Source organism: Nocardia sp. NPDC059229 (assembly GCF_042754165.1).
Classification (GTDB): Bacteria; Actinomycetota; Actinomycetes; order Mycobacteriales; family Mycobacteriaceae; genus Nocardia.
In genome coordinates this window covers 252,008-267,797 of sequence record NZ_JBHZAK010000012.1, presented here as the reverse complement: position 1 = coordinate 267,797, position 15,790 = coordinate 252,008, and the positions used below count along the sequence as shown (strand labels likewise).

Annotated in this window: 18 protein-coding genes; 8 read left to right on the top strand and 10 right to left on the bottom strand. The window is 70.1% G+C overall.

Features of this window, described 5'->3' with window-relative positions; all coding sequences use genetic code 11:
- Positions 1-7 precede the first annotated feature (7 nt).
- A complete protein-coding gene (locus tag ACFXHE_RS26835; RefSeq protein ID WP_379387217.1) occupies positions 8-532 on the bottom strand; it encodes a cupin domain-containing protein in 525 nt (174 codons plus the stop codon).
- Positions 533-702: 170 nt separating this feature from the next.
- Here ACFXHE_RS26835 and ACFXHE_RS26830 point away from each other — a divergent pair, with 170 nt between their 5' ends.
- Positions 703-1,611 carry a sigma-70 family RNA polymerase sigma factor gene (locus tag ACFXHE_RS26830; protein WP_379387216.1) on the top strand — a complete coding sequence of 303 codons (909 nt, stop codon included), beginning with the start codon at positions 703-705 and terminating at the stop codon, positions 1,609-1,611.
- A gap of 171 nt (positions 1,612-1,782) precedes the next feature.
- On the opposite strand, the gene ACFXHE_RS26825 is transcribed toward ACFXHE_RS26830, so the two are convergent.
- The gene (locus ACFXHE_RS26825; protein WP_379387215.1) at positions 1,783-2,631 is read right to left on the bottom strand and encodes a class I SAM-dependent methyltransferase; all 849 of its coding nucleotides are present in this window, start codon (positions 2,629-2,631) and stop codon (positions 1,783-1,785) included.
- A 71-nt stretch (positions 2,632-2,702) separates the two neighbouring features.
- Between ACFXHE_RS26825 and ACFXHE_RS26820 the strand changes: the two genes are divergently transcribed.
- Both ACFXHE_RS26820 and ACFXHE_RS26815 read left to right on the top strand, forming a co-directional pair.
- The gene (locus tag ACFXHE_RS26820; RefSeq protein ID WP_379387214.1) at positions 2,703-3,293 is read left to right on the top strand and encodes a TetR/AcrR family transcriptional regulator; all 591 of its coding nucleotides are present in this window, start codon (positions 2,703-2,705) and stop codon (positions 3,291-3,293) included.
- Positions 3,294-3,433: 140 nt separating this feature from the next.
- Complete coding sequence (locus ACFXHE_RS26815) at positions 3,434-3,805, top strand: limonene-1,2-epoxide hydrolase family protein (protein WP_379387253.1); 372 nt, start codon at positions 3,434-3,436, stop codon at positions 3,803-3,805.
- A 3-nt stretch (positions 3,806-3,808) separates the two neighbouring features.
- On the opposite strand, the gene nagB is transcribed toward ACFXHE_RS26815, so the two are convergent.
- The 5 genes from nagB to ACFXHE_RS26790 are packed head-to-tail and all read right to left on the bottom strand — an operon-like array spanning position 3,809 to position 8,930.
- Positions 3,809-4,591 carry a glucosamine-6-phosphate deaminase gene (nagB, locus tag ACFXHE_RS26810; RefSeq protein ID WP_379387213.1) on the bottom strand — a complete coding sequence of 261 codons (783 nt, stop codon included), beginning with the start codon at positions 4,589-4,591 and terminating at the stop codon, positions 3,809-3,811.
- Positions 4,579-5,745, bottom strand: coding sequence for an N-acetylglucosamine-6-phosphate deacetylase (locus ACFXHE_RS26805; RefSeq protein WP_379387212.1), 1,167 nt, complete (start codon positions 5,743-5,745; stop codon positions 4,579-4,581). Before ACFXHE_RS26805 ends, nagB begins: the two co-directional genes overlap by 13 nt.
- Positions 5,742-7,397 carry a phosphoenolpyruvate--protein phosphotransferase gene (ptsP, locus tag ACFXHE_RS26800; RefSeq protein ID WP_379387211.1) on the bottom strand — a complete coding sequence of 552 codons (1,656 nt, stop codon included), beginning with the start codon at positions 7,395-7,397 and terminating at the stop codon, positions 5,742-5,744. Before ptsP ends, ACFXHE_RS26805 begins: the two co-directional genes overlap by 4 nt.
- On the bottom strand, positions 7,387-7,650 hold the full coding sequence (locus ACFXHE_RS26795; RefSeq protein ID WP_364612775.1) for an HPr family phosphocarrier protein: 264 nt from the start codon (positions 7,648-7,650) through the stop codon (positions 7,387-7,389). The genes ptsP and ACFXHE_RS26795 overlap by 11 nt, the downstream gene beginning before the upstream one ends.
- Positions 7,647-8,930, bottom strand: coding sequence for a PTS transporter subunit EIIC (locus tag ACFXHE_RS26790; RefSeq protein WP_379387210.1), 1,284 nt, complete (start codon positions 8,928-8,930; stop codon positions 7,647-7,649). The genes ACFXHE_RS26795 and ACFXHE_RS26790 overlap by 4 nt, the downstream gene beginning before the upstream one ends.
- 123 nt (positions 8,931-9,053) lie before the next feature.
- Between ACFXHE_RS26790 and ACFXHE_RS26785 the strand changes: the two genes are divergently transcribed.
- A complete protein-coding gene (locus tag ACFXHE_RS26785) occupies positions 9,054-9,284 on the top strand; it encodes a glucose PTS transporter subunit EIIB (RefSeq protein WP_379387209.1) in 231 nt (76 codons plus the stop codon).
- 5 nt (positions 9,285-9,289) lie between these two features.
- A complete protein-coding gene (locus ACFXHE_RS26780) occupies positions 9,290-9,739 on the top strand; it encodes a PTS glucose transporter subunit IIA (protein ID WP_379387208.1) in 450 nt (149 codons plus the stop codon).
- Between the two features lie 84 nt (positions 9,740-9,823).
- Here the strand turns inward: ACFXHE_RS26780 and ACFXHE_RS26775 are convergent, their stop codons facing one another.
- Together ACFXHE_RS26775 and ACFXHE_RS26770 are read right to left on the bottom strand one after the other, a co-directional pair.
- The gene (locus ACFXHE_RS26775) at positions 9,824-10,522 is read right to left on the bottom strand and encodes a GntR family transcriptional regulator (protein WP_379387207.1); all 699 of its coding nucleotides are present in this window, start codon (positions 10,520-10,522) and stop codon (positions 9,824-9,826) included.
- A gap of 53 nt (positions 10,523-10,575) precedes the next feature.
- Complete coding sequence (locus ACFXHE_RS26770) at positions 10,576-10,926, bottom strand: hypothetical protein (RefSeq protein ID WP_379387206.1); 351 nt, start codon at positions 10,924-10,926, stop codon at positions 10,576-10,578.
- Between the two features lie 107 nt (positions 10,927-11,033).
- Here ACFXHE_RS26770 and ACFXHE_RS26765 point away from each other — a divergent pair, with 107 nt between their 5' ends.
- The gene (locus ACFXHE_RS26765) at positions 11,034-11,999 is read left to right on the top strand and encodes a quinone oxidoreductase family protein (RefSeq protein WP_379387205.1); all 966 of its coding nucleotides are present in this window, start codon (positions 11,034-11,036) and stop codon (positions 11,997-11,999) included.
- 8 nt (positions 12,000-12,007) lie between these two features.
- Here ACFXHE_RS26765 and ACFXHE_RS26760 read toward each other — a convergent pair whose 3' ends face one another.
- Positions 12,008-12,616 (bottom strand): TetR/AcrR family transcriptional regulator, encoded by a 609-nt coding sequence (locus ACFXHE_RS26760; protein ID WP_379387204.1) that lies wholly within the window; start codon positions 12,614-12,616, stop codon positions 12,008-12,010.
- A gap of 80 nt (positions 12,617-12,696) precedes the next feature.
- Between ACFXHE_RS26760 and ACFXHE_RS26755 the strand changes: the two genes are divergently transcribed.
- The gene (locus ACFXHE_RS26755) at positions 12,697-14,163 is read left to right on the top strand and encodes an FAD-dependent monooxygenase (RefSeq protein ID WP_379387203.1); all 1,467 of its coding nucleotides are present in this window, start codon (positions 12,697-12,699) and stop codon (positions 14,161-14,163) included.
- 215 nt (positions 14,164-14,378) lie between these two features.
- A complete protein-coding gene (locus ACFXHE_RS26750; protein WP_379387202.1) occupies positions 14,379-15,758 on the top strand; it encodes a hypothetical protein in 1,380 nt (459 codons plus the stop codon).
- The last annotated feature ends 32 nt before the right edge of the window (positions 15,759-15,790 follow it).

Genomic DNA, 15,790 nt, shown 5'->3' with positions numbered 1-15,790 from the left:
CGGTTCATTATCGGCGCTGCTGCCATGGTTCGACCGCCGCCGGGTCGATCCGGGATTCGCGCCAGAGCGGGCTGTCGACGAAGTGATTGTCGAAACGCTCCTGGGTGCGCAGGATTTCGAGCGGATCGCCGTCGCCGCGGCGGAGCCGCTCACCCATCCGGAAGTATTCGAAGCGTTCGATGCCGGGCGTGAACACGATCAACACATCGGCCGCCGAATCGGCGGGGGCGGCCCAGGCGTGCACCATGGCGGGCGGAACCAGCAGGAAATCCCCCTCGCGCATGGTGAGGATCTCTTCCCCGGCCAGTACCCGCAGCGTGCCACCCAGCAGAAAGAACAGCTCTGCGGAGCTGGTGTGGAAGTGCGGCGGTGGGCCATCGGTTCCGCGGGGCAGGACCGCGCGGTTGGCGCTGAGCTTTCCGCCGGTCATATCGTGGTCGGCATACAGGTGCACGCCCAGGCCCGGCAGCTGTTCGGCCTCGCCGGCCCGGATGAACAGGGCACGGTCCGCGCCGGAGGGTGTGGTGGTCATGGTCGGTCTCCTCGGCCCCGGGGACCCTCCCCGGACGACAACACAGAGACACGGTGACCGCGAACAGTGACATGGGCGCGGGTTTCGGTGACGCGGAACACGATCCGGGCCGCCATGTCACAGTTTCCGGGCCGCCCGGCTCTTCGGTGGCGAGAGAAGGGAGATGAATCATGACGGCACAGCCACCGCACGCGGCCTCCGACGAGGTCACCGCGCGCTTTCTCGATTACCGCGAACTGCTGTTCGCGGTCGGATACAACATGCTCGGCAGCGTCGCCGATACCGAAGACGTGCTCCAGGAGGCCTGGCTGGCGTGGGCAGCGCGGCACCGTGACCCCGCCGCGGCACCGGTCGACAATGCCCGCGCCTACCTGATCCGGGTGGTCGCCAATCACGCCCTGGCGCGGCGCACCGAGATCGGCAAACGACGCGAAACCTACGTCGGCCCTTGGCTTCCCGAACCGCTGGTCACCACCGAGGACGAGGTGTCCGGCGTCGTGGAACGCAAGGAATCGCTGTCCATGGCGGTCCTCGTGGTCCTGGAAACCCTGTCTCCGCTGGAGCGCGCGGTCTTCGTCCTGCACGATGTGTTCGGCTTCGGCCACCCCGAGATCGCGGCCATGCTCGACCGCTCCCCCACCGCGGTCCGCCAGCTCGCCTCCCGCGCCCGCAAGCACATCCACGAGCGCCGGCCTCGCCGGCGAGATCAGCACTTCCAGGCCGGGCTGAGCGAGCGCCTGGCCGAGGCTACGCTGCGCGGTGACCTCGCCACCATGCTCGAGGTCCTCGCCCCCGATGTCACCCTGTGGACCGACAGCGGCGGCGCGGGCCGGGCCCAGAGCCTGGAACCCGTCCACGGCCGCGACCGGGTCGCCGCGGTCTTCATGGCCGTGGCCGCCGACCTCCCCGCCGGGCACCTAGCCATTCGCTACCGCTGGGTGGCCGAAGACCCCTGCGTCCTGGTGTTCTCCGACGAGAGCCCCCTGGCTGCCGTCGTCGTCGACCTGGACCCGGCCGGTACCCGAATCCAGACGATCTACTCGATCACCAACCCGCACAAGCTATCCCGCATCACCTGATGGCACGCCGGACAGCCGCCGCAACGGGGGCACGCAAACGGGCACGGTGAGCATGGACCCGGCAATGCGGGCGCTCCCGGACGCAGGCCGCAGGGGTCCCGGTGCACAGCCGAGCAAGGGACCGGACTGCGTCGAGCTGCTCGATCACGAACCCGCGCAGGCTTTTCCGGATCAGCTCGGTGCGGCCGGGGCGGATCGGCCGGGTCGCACTGCGGCTGTCACGACGACCGTGGCGTAGGAGGCGGTGAAAGCGCCGCCGAGGGCGTCGATGGCCGCGCCGATGCCGTCGAGGACGGCGGCGAGGGTGTCGGGTGGGGCCTGGGTGAGGGTGCCGTGAGTGGGGATCTGGTCGAGCCATTCATCGCGGGTGTAGGTGTGGCGCCAATCGAACTGCCACTGCTCGGGGTCGGTGAAGGCTCCGGATTCGCGGATTCCCTTGGCCACCGTGTCGAGTATCGGCTGGTAGATCTCGAGGGCGGGGCGGTCCGCGACCCGCGCGACGGGTGTGTCCGGCAGCAGGCGGCGATAGACCGCGGCGAAGGCCGCGGCCGCGTCGGGCGGCAGCTGGGCGAGGGGCCAGAAGGCGGCGAGCCGGCCGCCGGGGCGCAGGATCTGCGCCGCCCGGGCCGTGCCCTGCACCGGATCGACCCAGTGCCAAGCGGTTCCGGCTATCACCGCGTCGAAGGTGCGGCCTGCCGGATCCCACTCCTCGAAGGTGCCGACCTCCACGTCGACACCGGTTTCGCGAGCGAAGTCGGCCATGCGGGCATCGGGTTCGACGCCGAGCACCGTGCAGCCGGAATCGCGGAACTGCCTGGTCGCAATACCGGTTCCACAGCCGACGTCGAGGACGTCCTTGCCGGGGCTTGCCGCGAGGATGCGCTCGATCATGGCGGCGGGATACGCCGGGCGGGTGCGGTCATAGCGGGCGGCGTCGATACCGAACGACTCCGCGATGTGCCGGGCTCGATGGGGGCTCTGGTCTGCGGGTTCGGGGCCCGAGGGCGGTAGAGTGACCATGCGCCCACTCTAAGTGGGCACTTGCCCACTCCGCAAATGGATTGGGTCCGGCCGACATGAAGGAGTGCGGGGTGCCCACCGGGGTGGCCATTCGGGATGCACGGGAGCAGTTGTTCGACGCGGCCGAGCGGATTCTGTTGCGGGACGGGCCGAGCGGGCTGACGAGCCGGTCCGTCACCGCCGAGGCCGGGTGCGCGAAAGGCGTGCTGCACCGGCATTTCGCCGATTTCGACGGGTTCCTCGCCGAGCTGGTCGAGGACAGGATCGTCCGGGTGGAGCGGCTCGGCGCCGCACTGCGCGACCGGGCCGGGGAGGCCACGGTGCCGGGCAATCTCACGGAGGCGCTGACCGCCGTGTTCGAGACGGTGGCGGTGGCCATCGTCAGCCTGGTCACCTATCGGGACGAGCTGCGCGCCCGGCTGCGGCAGCGCCGGCCGGTCGGTGTCCCCGTCCTGACCGAGGCCACCGAGCTGATCGCCGGATACCTCGCCGCCGAGGTCGACACCGGCCGCCTCGCGGCCACCTGCGACACCGATCTACTCGCTCGCACGCTGATCGGATCGGGACACCTGCTCTTCGCCGACCGCACCGCGGCCCGGCCCGAGACCGAGGCCGTGCACGCCATGGTGACCGCGATCCTGGGTGGAGCGCTGACGTCCTGAAACACCGAGACGCGGACGAGTGAGAGTCTCACTGCGAGACCACCCTTGACACCGTCGGGGCCGCCGGGAAATTTGACCCCTGCAGTTCAGGTCACCCGTACGAAAGGTCTCCCACCGCAGTGAGCATCGACCACACGACCCTGTCCCCCGCCGAGGTCGTCACCGCCCTGTGCGCCGAATGGCGCACCGGCACACCGGAATCCATCGCCGAGTTCTTCACCGAGGACGCCGTCTACCACAACATTCCGATGCAGCCGTTCGTCGGCAAGGACGCGATCCTGGAGTTCCTGCGCGGCTTCATCGGCGCGTTCGGCGGCATCGACTTCACCATCCATCACCAGGCCGTCACCGGCACTGTCGTGCTCAACGAGCGCACCGACCGATTCACCCTCGGCGACAACCACATCGAACTGCCGGTGGCCGGGGTGTTCGAGGTCCGCGACGGCCGGATCGCCGCGTGGCGCGACTACTTCGACATGGCCCCGTTCACCGCCATGCAGCAGGGCGCATAGGGTTCAGAAGCTCTGCCAGGAGGGCTTGTTCGCCACCGCGAACCGGTAGTAGTCGGCGGCCTTCAGGCGCGCCGCCGCGTCCGGGTCCACGATGACCGTGACGTGCGGGTGCATCTGCAGGATCGACGCCGGGCAGAACGCGGAGAGCGGGCCCTCCACCGCGGCGGCGACCGCCTCGGCCTTGCCCGCGCCGGTGGCGATCATGAGCAGATGGCCGGCGTCGCCGATGGTTCCGAGGCCCTGGGTGAGGACGTGGGTGGGCACCTGCTCCAGGTCGTCGTCGAAGAAGCGGGCATTGTCCTCGCGGGTCGTCGGGGTCAGGGTCTTGACCCGGGTGCGCGAGCGCAGCGAGGAGCCCGGCTCGTTGAAGCCGATGTGCCCGTTCGCGCCGATGCCCAGGATCTGCACGGCGATGGGCCCGTTCTCGGCGATGGCGCGTTCGTAGGCGGCCGCGGCCGCCGGGATGTCGGCGGCATTGCCATCGGGGCTGTGGACGTCGGCATCGGCGAAGTCGACGTGCGAGGTGAACTCGTCACGGATGAACTGCCGGTAGGACTGCGGATGTCCCGGCGGCAGGCCGATGTACTCGTCGAGCAGGAACGCCTGCACGCCCGCGAAACTCAGTCCCTCCTCGCGATACTGCCGGATGAGCTCCCGGTAGGCGCCCAGCGGTGAGGAGCCCGTGGCCAGCCCGATGGCGCGGGCGCCGCGGCGCACGTGGTCGGCCATGATGCGGCCGGCCAGCACACCGGCCTCGGCCGCGTTGTCGGTGATCACAAGTTCCATTGCGCTCCATCCTTGTACACGGTCACGGGGTTGAGGTGGTGGTCGGCGACCAGGACGTCGGCGCGCATGCCCGGAGCCAGCGCGCCGATGTCGTCGGCCATGCCGAGCAGGCGGGCCGGGGTGGCGCACGCGGCGGTGGCCGCCGCGGTGAGCTCGACGCCCGCGTGGAAGACGGTGCGGCGCAGCACTTCCGCGGCGGTGGCGGTGCCGCCGGCGATGGCGCCCTCCCCGTCCGGGTCGTAGATGCGCGAGATGCCTTCCCGCACCACGACATCCAGGCTGCCGAGCTGGTAGCGCCCGTCGGGTTGCCCGGCGGCGGCCATGGCGTCGGTGATGAGGGCCAGATTGTCGGGACCGATGGTGTCGAAGACCATGCGCACGGTGCCGTCGGCCAGGTGCACGCCGTCGCCGATGACCTCGGCCACCACATCCCCGCGTCCCGCCGCGGCCATGGCGGCGGTGAGGAAGTTGGCGTCGCGGTGCGCCAGCTCGGGCATGGCATTGAACAGGTGGGTGATGGACACCCGCCCGCCGCGGCGCATGGCGTGCACGGACTGCGCGTAGTCGGCGACGGTGTGTCCCAGGGAGAGAATCACATTCGCGTCGGCGAGCACGTCCGCGAGGGCGTCGAAGTTCGCCGTTTCCGGGGCCACGGTCACCGACACGACGCGGCCGCCCGCGTAGTCGAGGAGCCGCTCCAGCAAGGCCGGATCACCGGCGATGATCCGATCGGGATCGTGGGCGCCGCGCCGCTGCTCGCTGATGAACGGGCCTTCGAGGTGGATGCCCGCCAGCAGGCCGTCGTCGATGGCCTTGCCGAGCACGTCGATACGGTCGCGCAGTTCTGCCTCGGTGGCGGAGACGAGGGAGGCGACCAGCGTGGTGGTGCCGCGGCGGCGATGGAAGTTCGCGGCAGCGGCCACGCCCTCGGGATCGGTTTCCGGGAAGCCGAATCCGCCGCCGCCGTGACAGTGCACGTCGATCAGCCCCGGCAGGATGGTCGGCGGCTCGTCCGGCAGGTCCGGCAGGTCACCGCCGAATCCCGTTGCCGGGCCCACATAGTCGAGGCGTGCCCCGTCGAACGACACCACCCCGTCGGCGAGCTCGCGCGCCTCGGTGAGGGTGACGACCCGGCCGCGCAGGGTGGTCGTCACGTATCTCGCCCCAATGCCCGGCGCGCGGCCTGGTGCGCGTCGTCGGCGGTGCGGGCCGACAGCACCGCTGCCGCCGCCGCTCTGCACTGCTCCAGGGTGACCTCGCCGAGCTGGGCCCGGACGCCCGCGATCGAGCGGGGCGCCATGGACAGTGTCTCGACGCCGAGACCCACCAGCACACAGGCGAATTCGGGATTCGACGCGGATTCGCCGCAGACGCCGACCTTCACGCCGCGCTTGCGCGCCCCGGTCACCGTCATGGCGACGGTCGCGGCCAGCGCGGGCTGCCACGGATTGTGCAGCGCCGCCAGCGACGATGCCATGCGGTCCGCGCCGAACAGGTACTGCGACAGGTCGTTGGTGCCGATGGAGAAGAAGTCCACCTCCGCGCCGAGCTGCTCCGAACACAGTGCGGCGGCGGGGATTTCGACCATGATGCCGCAGGTGCCGATCCCGGCGTCGCGGGCGCGGGCGGCGAAGTACCCCGCCTCCTCCGCGGTGGCGACCATCGGTGCCATCACCTGTACCGGCGTGCCGGTCTGCCTGGCCGCGGTGTCGATGGCCGTGAGCTGGTCGAGCAGTGTCCCCTCATCGACTCTGCTCAATCGCAGGCCGCGCACGCCCAGCGCCGGGTTCTCCTCATCGGGCAGGTCGAGGAACGGCAGCGGCTTGTCGGATCCGGCATCGAGGGTGCGGACCGTGACGGACCGGTCGCCCATGACTCGGAAGATCTCGGCGTACTGCTCGGTCTGCTCGGCCACCGTCGGGGCCGACTTGCGGTCCAGGAAAAGGAATTCGGTCCGGAACAGGCCGACACCCTCGGCGCCGAGTTCGACCGCCAGTCGCGCATCGGCCGCGGAGCCGACATTGGCCAGCAGCGGTACGGCGTGCCCGTCGGCGGTCCGGCCCGGACCGGTCGGCGCGGCCGCCTGCCGGGCGCGCAGCGCGAGCACTTCCTCGCGACGCGCCGCGGTCGGCTCGACCTCGACCACGCCGGCCGTGCCGTCCAGCACGACTTCGGTGTCCTCGGCGATCCCGGCCGCGTCCGGTGCGGCGACCACGGCCGGAATACCCAGCGCCTTGGCCAGAATGGCGGTGTGCGAGGTCGGCCCGCCCGCCACCGTGAGCAGCCCGATGACCCGCTCCGGGTCCAGCGTCGCGGTATCGGCGGGCGCCAGATCCTGTGCGGCGAGCACGAAAGGCCTTGCACTGTCCGGGATCCCGGGCGGATCCACCCCGAGCAACTCGGCCACCACCCGCTGGCCCACGTCCCGCAGATCCGAGGCCCGTTCGGCCATCATGCCGCCGAGCGCGGCCAGCTGCGCGCCGAAATGCGCCACCGCCTCGGTCACCGAGTGCGCGGTCGGCGTCCCGCCCCGGATCTCGGCACGCACCTGATCCAGCAGTGCCGGATCCGCGGCCAGCGCCGAGGTCATGAACAGGATGTCCGCCGCCGGGCCCTGCGCGTCGAGGGCCTGCGCGGAATACCGGCCGGCGACCGTCTCGAAAGCGGCCTCCGCGCGGGCGATTTCGGCCTCGACGTCGCTCCCGGGCGCGTCGTCCCGGCTGGTGACCGGCGCGGGCGCCAGCCACTTCACCGATCCGACGGCGATCCCGGGAGCGGCGGCGACACCGCGCACCTCACGCGTCAAGATCTGTCTCCAGCATCGCGACCAGCGTATCGAGGGCCGCGTCGGCGCCGTCCTCGGCGTGCAGGGTGACGGTGTCGCCCTGCTTGACGCCCAGGGTCATCACCTGCAGCAGGCTGTTGGCGGCGACGGGGTCCTTGTCGCCGACCGAGATCTGGACGGGGACACCGGCTTCCCCGGCGGCCTTGGCGAACAGGGCAGCAGGACGGGCGTGCAGTCCGGTCTCGGACGCGACTACGGCGGTGCGGGTGATCATGCTGCGATGTTCTCCTTCTCGAACTCGGACTCGTCCGGTTCCCGGCCGGGTGTCGGCAGGTTCCAGCGCTTGATGATGAAGCTGAAGGTGACGTAGTACAGGGCCGCGTAGCCGAGTCCGATCGGAATCAGCAGCAGCGGGTGGGTGGCCTTGCCGAAGTTCAGCAGATAGTCGATGGCACCGGCCGAGAAGGTGAACCCGTCGTGGATCCCGAGCGCATTGGTGAGCGCCAGCGAGGTGCCGGTGAAGAACGCGTGGATCACCAGCAGCGGCCAGGCCACGAAGATGAACGAGAACTCCAGCGGCTCGGTGATGCCGGTCAGGAACGCGGTCAGACCGGTGGACAGCATGATGCCGCCGATCATCTTGCGGTGCTCGGGGCGGGCGTGGCGCCAGATGGCGATGGCCGCGGCGGGCAGGCCGAACATCATGATCGGGAAGAAGCCGGTCATGAAGGTGCCGGCCGAGGGGTCGCCGGCCAGGAAGCGCGGGATGTCGCCGTGCGCGCCGTGGTAGTCGCCGATGACGAACCAGACCACCGAGTTGATGATGTGGTGCAGGCCCAGCGGCAGCAGCATGCGGTTGGCGAAGCCGAAGATGCCGCCGCCCGCGACCGAGTTGTCGGCGACGGTGGTGCCCAGCCAGGTCAGCGCGGAATTGAAGGCGGGGTAGATGAAGGACATGAGCACACCGATCACGACGGCCGCGCACGCGGTCAGGATCGGCACCAGCCGACGCCCGGAGAAGAAGCCCAGGTAGTCGGGCAGCTGGGTGCGGTGGAAGCGCTGCCACAGCGTGGCCGCGGTCAGGCCCATCACGATGCCGCCGAGGACGCCGAAGTTGACGAGCTGTGCGGCCGGGGCCTTTGCGACGTCGACGACCGGGCAGTTCCAGTGCGCCGCCCGAAACAGCCAGCCCAGGACCGGGCCGCAGCTGCCGTCCAGCACCACCGGCGACATGGCCTTGAGGACACCGGTGAAGGCGAGGTAGCCGACCACCGCCGCGAGCGCGGTGGAACCGTCGGCCTTCTTCGCCCAGCCGATGGCGATGCCGACCGCGAACAGCAGCGGCAGGTTGTCGATGAGGGTGCCGCCCGCACCGGCGAGTACGGCGGCGGCGGACCGCATCGGCGAGAACCGGCCGAGCATGTCGTCCTGTCCTAGCCGGAGCAACAGTCCGGCAGCGGGTAGCGTGGCGATCGGCAGCATCAAGCTGCGGCCGAGCTTCTGCAGTCCGGATAGATCGAGCTTCTTGCGGGAGCTCTCGACGGCATCGGCCATGGATGGTCCTCAGTCTGTGAATGGAGTCACGCGTACTGTTCACGATCAGCTAGCGTCACTGGTTATAACCAGACATATACTGGTTATAACCAGCTTTGTCTACTCGACACGCACGGAGGAAAAATGTCGAAAGTGGATCAGATCATCGCCGGACTCGGTGGCGCGGGCAACATTGTCGAGGTGGAGGGTTGCATCACCCGCCTGCGCTGCGAAGTGAAGGATGCGAACCTGGTCGACGAGAAGGCACTGAAGGCCGCCGGCGCGCACGGCGTCGTCAAGATGGGTGACGCGGTTCAGGTCGTGGTCGGGCCGAGCGCCGACGCCCTGGCCGAAGACATCAACGACTTGATCTGACCGCCATGAGCACCGAGATTCTCGCGCCGCTCGACGGCCGCGCCATGCCCCTGTCCGAGGTCCCCGATCCGGTCTTCTCGGCCGAGATGGTGGGCGCGGGCGTGGCCATCGAACCCCTCGACACCGATGCCGCCACCACCGTGGTCGCCCCCGTCACCGGATCGCTCGTGAAGCTGCACCCGCACGCCGCGGTCATCGTCACCGACGACGGCACCGGCGTACTGCTGCACGTCGGCATCGACACCGTCGGCAAGCCGGACCTCTTCGAGGTGAAGGCCGCCGAGGGCGATCGGGTCACCGCGGGTGATCCGCTGATCACCTTCTCCCCCAACGCCGTTCGCCGCCTCGGCCTGAGCGCGGCCGTGCCGGTGGTGGTCATGGACAGCAGCCCGGGATCGGCCCTGAACGCGCTCACCGGCCCGGTCACCACGGGCTCGGTGCTGTTCTCCATGTGAGACGGGAAAGACTCCGCACCAGACCGGAAAAGAATTGAGCCGCTGCCCGATCGGGCGGCGGCTCATTCATTGCCGGTAGGCCGGTCAGCTGTCCTCGGCCGAGACGGTCATGTAGACCTGGTACCGATCGGCCCGGTACCAGGACTGCGCGTGCTCCACGGCCCGGTCGCGCGAATACGAGATCCGATCGAAAGCCAGTAGCGGCGAACCGGTTTCGGTGCCCAGCCAGCCCGCGTGCCGCTCGTCGGCGGCCACCGCGCGCACGCTCTGCTCGGCGCGGTCGATCGGGCAGTCGTACTCGCGGGAGAACAGCGCGTAGAGCGACTGCGTCAGTTCGCGATCCAGCAGTTCCGGCAGCAGATCGGCGCGGTACCAGCCGTCGTCGATGGACATGGGCAGCCCGTCGGCCAGCCGCAGCCGAACCAGGTGGTACGCCTTGGTGTTCGCGGTCAGCCCGAGCGCCGTCGCCGAGGCCGGGGGCGGCACCGCATGATCGGTGTGCAGCACCACCGTGCTCGGGGTGCGGCCCAGCCGGCGCATGTCGTCGGTGAACGAGGCCATGTGCAGCCGGGAACGGGCCACCCGCTCGGCCACGAAGGTGCCCTTGCCGGGGACGCGCGTGATGACGCCCTCGGATTCGAGCTGACCCAGTACCTCGCGCACGGTCATGCGGCTGACCCGGTAGTCGTCGCACAACTGGCGTTCGCTGGGCAGCATCTCACCGGGACGCAGATTCGCGCACAGGGTGGTGAGCGCCGAACGCAGTTGCGCTTGCTTGGTCACGCGCCCTGACACGTCGATCCGGTCCTTTCCGCCCCCGCCGGCTGCGGGCGCGGTCACTTCTCGTTGCGCGCCTTGGGGAATCGCTTCTGGTGTGCGACCCAGCCTGCCATCTTGGCCCAGTGGCCCTTCGCCGGGGTGACCTTGGAAATGAGCTCGCGGTCCCACTCCTCGGTCTCGGACAGGCCGTTCACGGTCTCCACGAGGGACTTGGCGGCCGCCATGGACCCGACGACGCGGTCGCCCAGAACGCCGTCGGCGCCGACCAGGGTGATGCGGACGCCGACGCGGCCGATGGGCTGCAGTACCGCGGTCGCGGAACCGCCGTGCTCGGCGACGAATCCCTTCACGGAATCCACGACGGACGGCGACAGCTTCTCGGATGCCGGGGCGGTGGTAGCGCTCATGCGCTGCAGTTTACCCACCGGTAATTCAGCGTCCATGAACCGCCGCACATCTCACACTCCGCGAGCCGCCGCGCACCGCGTGGCCGCGGCGATGTAAGACTGATTCCATGCGCGCCATCCAGGTTTCCGAGCACGGGGGTCCCGAAGTCCTGCGGTACGTGGAGGTGCCGGACCCGCAGGCCGGGCCCGGGCAGTTGCTGGTGCGGACGCAGGCGAGCGGAATCAACTTCATCGACACCTACATTCGGACCGGGCGGTACCCGCAGGCGGTGCCCTACATTCCGGGATCCGAGGGCAGCGGTGTGGTCACCGCGGTCGGGCCCGACGTCACCGAGTTCCGGGCCGGGGATCGGGTGGCGTGGGCGGCCGCGCCGGCCAGTTACGCCGAGCAGGTGGTCGTGCCTGCGGCCGTGGCGATTCCGGTGCCGGACGGGGTGGATGCGGCGGTGGCGGCGTCGGCGCTGTTGCAGGGCATGACGGCGCACTATCTGATCGAGTCGATCTACAAGCCCGAGCCGGGCGAGAGCGTGCTGGTGCACGCCGGAGCCGGTGGTGTCGGGCTGATCCTGACGCAGTTGCTGGCGGCGCGCGGGGTCCGGGTGATCACCACGGTGTCGACCGACGACAAGGAGAAGCTGTCGCGGGACGCCGGGGCGGCCGAGGTGCTGCGCTATGAGGAGGACATCGCGGCGCGGGCGCGGGAGCTGACCGACGGGGCGGGCGTGGCCGCCACCTATGACGGCGTGGGCGCCTCCACCTTCGAGTCCAGCTTGGCCGCCACCCGGATTCGCGGCATGGTGGCGCTGTTCGGCGCGGCCAGCGGGCCGGTGCCGCCGTTCGATCTGCAGCGGCTCAATCCGCTGGGCTCGCTGTTCGTGACCCGTCCCACGCTGGCGCACTACACCCGGGATCGGGCCGAATTGCTGTGGCGCGCAGGCGACATCATGAACGCCATCGCCGACGGCACGCTGCACATCCGGATCGGCGGCAGCTATCCGCTGGCGCAGGCCGAGCAGGCGCACCGGGATCTGGAGGGACGCCGGACCACCGGTTCGATCGTGTTGGTGCCCTGAGGTTTTCGTCAGTCGAGATCGCGGCCGGTGAGGCCGCGGTAGACGAATCGGGTGAGGGCGTCCACGGCCTGCTCGTCGGTGAGCGCCAGGCCGCCCTCCTCCACCGCCTGCAACAGGCCGGTGGCCGAGACGAACATCATCGCCAGGCTGGCGTCGGCGGAGCCGGGTAGGCGCAGGCCGGCGGGGACGAAACCGTCGAGGTGGTCGGCCACCTCGTCGCGCTGCTCGGTGGCGAAACGCGCTGCGATGTGGGCGAAGTCGTCACTGACCAGGGCCGCCTGCTGGACGGCGCGCAGGACCGGCCAGTTCGTGCGGGCGAAGGACCAGTAGCTCGCGATGTGGTAGCGCACCGACTCCGGGTCGGTGAAGTCGGCGGTGTGCGCCGGGTCCTCGGCGGAGGTATCGCTCTCGTCGGCAAGGTCTTTCAGCAGCGACTGGAGCAGCTCCTCCTTGCTCGCGAAGTGGTTGTAGAACGAGCCCGCGGCCCGGCCGGCGGCCGCGGTGATGTCGGTGATCTTGGTATTGAGGTAGCCGCGGTCGGCGAACAACTGCCGGGCGGCGTGCTTGAGCGCCTGTTCGGTCTCGGCCGACTTCTCACTGCGGCGGGCTGCCACCATCCACCTCCTTGACAGCGGAAGGTACCACCCACAATACTGAATTCGAATTCAGTGAATTTTGATTCAGCATTGGAGTTGCCATGAATCCGCAGGTCCTCGTCGCGGGAGCCGGGCCGACCGGGCTCGCCCTCGCCATCGATCTGGCGCGTCGCGGCATCGGGGTCCGCATTGTCGACAGGGCCGGGGAGTTCTTCGCCGGGTCGCGCGGGGACGGGCTGCAGCCGCGCACCCTCGAGGTGTTCGACGATCTCGGGGTGCTCGACGCGGTGCTCGCACAGGGCGCGCCGCAGGCGCCGCTGCTGGTGCACCTGGACGGACAGTTCGTGATGGAGCGGCGAATGAGCGCCCGGCGGGAGCCCACATCCGCGGTGCCGCACCCGAATCCGTGGGTGCTGGCCCAGGCCGACACCGAGCGGGTGCTGCGCGAGCGGCTGGCCGAGTTCGGGGTACGCGTCGAAACCGCCACGGCCGTGGTCGATTTCAGTGCCGACGCGGACGGGGTGACCGTGCTCCTCGAGCACGCGGGTGCGACCGAGACCGTGCGCGCCGGCTATCTGGTCGGTGCGGACGGCGGGCGCAGCATCGTGCGCAAGACGCTGGGGATTCCGTTCGAGGGCACCACCGACGAGTCGATCCGCATGCTGCTCGGGGACGTGTGCGCGGATGCGCTCGATCACTCGGTCGGGTACTGGTTCGCCGACTCCTCCTCCCCCATGGACGGCATCGCGCTGATGCCGCTGCCGGGTGGGCGGAAGTTCCAGTTCGCGACCGGCCTGAACACCGAGTCCGGTACCGAGCTGGCGGACCTGCAGGACCATCTCACGCGGCGTTCCCGCCGTGACGACATCATCCTCAGCGACCTGACCTGGTCGACGGTGTGGCGGCCGAATGTCCGTCTCGCACAGCGGTATCGGGCCGGCCGGGTGTTCCTGGCCGGGGACGCCGCGCACGTGCATCCGCCGACCGGCGGGCAGGGACTCAACACCGGTGTGCAGGACGCCTACAACCTCGGCTGGAAACTCGAAGCCGCGCTACGTCATCCGGGGCCCGCGAGTGAGGCGCTGCTGGAGAGCTACGAGTCAGAGCGCCGCACCGTGGCCGCACGAATCCTCGGGTTGAGCAGTGAACTGCTCGACAAGACCGTGAAGGGCGATCCGGATGCCATGGATCGCGAAGGCACTCACCAGCTCGACATCAGCTATCGGGAAACCGGCGACGACGCGGCGGGGCTCCGGGCCGGTGATCGCGCCCCCGACGCACCCCTGGTCGATGCCAACGGAAAGACCGTGCGGCTGTTCGACCTGTTCCGCGGTCCCCACGCCACGCTGTTGCTGTTCGGCCCGGACACGACGGCCGATCAGGCCGGATCCCCAGCGATGGACGTGCGTACCGTGCGCGTGGTCCGGCCGGAATCCGCCTCCGGCAATGGTGAATTCACCGACGCCGCGGGGGACGCGCAGCGGGCCTACGACGCGGCCGGCGGCAGCTGGGTGCTCGTCCGTCCCGACGGCTATGTCGGATCCCGTAGCACGCCTACCGAACGGTAACTGCCGGAGTTCGCATTCCGGGCGTATCGGGGCGAAAGCCCCTGGGATCCCGAGTCCCGGGCCGACCGTGCAGAATGATCATGCTGCCGCGCAAGACGATTCGCTGAGACCGTACATTTTCGGCCACACGAGGGTGCCGCGACCCCGTAAGGTGGTCGCGGCGAGGGTTCGGGCGGCCGGCAGGTAGAGGCGCATCGGTCAGAGGTGGTTCTGGGATGTTGGTGAAGGTCCGTAACGACGACCCGTCGCGGCTGTCGAGCACCGAACGCACCGTGGTGAACTGGCTCAAATCCTGGAGCGGACCGCACGCCGTGCCCGGGATCGCGGTCGTGCAGTGCCAGGACGCCGATGTGGTGGTGTGGACGCCGCAGACCTGCGTGGTGGTCGGCGTGCACGGGTTCACCGAGCGGGTGACCGGGACCCTGGCGTGCGCGCAGGATCAGCCGTGGACCGTGGACGGCAAGCCCGCACCCATCGACGGGGACGCCGATCCGCTGGAGCGGGTGCGCCGCCAGACCGTGGACCTCGCCGGGCAATTGCGATCCGCACCCGGACGCGAGCATGTACCGGTCAGCGGGCTGGTGCTGCTGGTGCCGCAGCTGGGCAGTCGCGTGAAGCTGGAGAAGGGCGCGCTGCCCACCGGTATCGACGTGCTGATCGGCGACGGGCCGTCGTCGCTGCGCGCCTATTTCACCACGCTGGCCGAGGGCGCCCCGGCGTCGTGGGATGCGGGACAGGTCGGGCAGGCGCTGGGGGCGCTCGGGTTCGCCGCCGCAGCAACCTATTCCGATCTGGTGTCGGAGGGATTCCCGGTGCCGGACTCGGCACGGGACGCTCCCCTGCCGTTCGCGAACCGGCCGACCGAGGTGATGGTGCCGTCGGTCCCGTCGGTGCCCGTCCATTCCGGCGAGAGCGGTCCCGGCCCGACCGAGCCGGGACCCGCTGCCGAATCTGCGAGCGGTGGTGATCGTCCTGTCGTACCGCAGGATCCGGCGCGCCGCACCGGCGAAGGCAGTGCCGCCGCGGCCGCGATCGCGGGCGCTACCTCGGCGACAGCGGCCGAGCGGGCCTACCGCGCGCTGACGGGCAGGTCCGACCCGAAGGCGCCGAGCCGGGGCACGCCACCGCCTCCGACACCGATCCCGGGCGCGGCCCCGGCCGGGCGGCCGACGCAGCCCGCGCCGACCCAGCCCCTGCCCGCACCGCCCGGTGCGCCGCAGTTCGGGCAACCGCCGCAGCCGCGTCAACCCGCGCCGCCGGGTTTCGGGCCGGGCCCCCAATCCTGGCCGCAGCCCGGTCCTTCCGGTCCGTCGCAGGAGCGCGAGAGGTTCCCGCTGTGGAACGAGCGTCAGGCCACGAGCGGGACCGGGCAGAAGCGTCGCAAGGATCTGCCGATCATCGGCGGCCTGGTGCTGGCGGTGATCATCCTGGTGATCGCCATCGCCTGCACGGGCCGGTCCACGCCGACGCCCAGCAAACAGCAGCCGCCGCACTCCACGGTCGTCCAGGCGACCACCTCGACGCATTCGGTGGACCCGACGCTGCCGTCGACGACCATCGCGCCCGCCTGTTTCCCGTTGCAGCCCTGCAACTGACCGCTCCCCCCGCGCCGGAATCCGGTGCGGGG